At 54.2% G+C, this 275-nt stretch carries 1 protein-coding gene; it reads right to left on the bottom strand.

Annotation, left to right across the window (positions count from 1 at the left end; genetic code table 11):
- The coding region (locus tag AABK37_RS42120; protein ID WP_432557288.1) for a hypothetical protein at nt 1-275 on the bottom strand (275 nt) is incomplete at both ends.

Here is a 275-nt window from a genome sequence, read left to right as displayed (position 1 = left end):
ATCGTACGTGAATCCTCCCTCCAGGTACGACTGGTTGCTGGTCGCCAGCCAATCAGTCGTCGTCTTTTGTGCAAAATTCGCCGACAGGATCCGGTTCATCGCATCGTACGAATACACGTAGCCGTTTTCTTTCATCGATCCCAACCCGAGGTTATTGCTCCACCGCATGGCAGAGATGTTGCCGTTGTAAAGGGCGGTGTTGCCCATGCCGCTTTCCGTTGTATTGTAGATCAGGTCCATCCCGAACAGGTCGCGTGCCTGCGTCCCATTGTCGA

It is taken from the genome of Tolypothrix sp. VBCCA 56010, assembly GCF_050875635.1.
Lineage (GTDB): Bacteria > Cyanobacteriota > Cyanobacteriia > Cyanobacteriales > Nostocaceae > Hassallia.
Note: the sequence above shows the minus strand (reverse complement) of the source record. Positions and strands in the feature narration are given on the sequence as shown.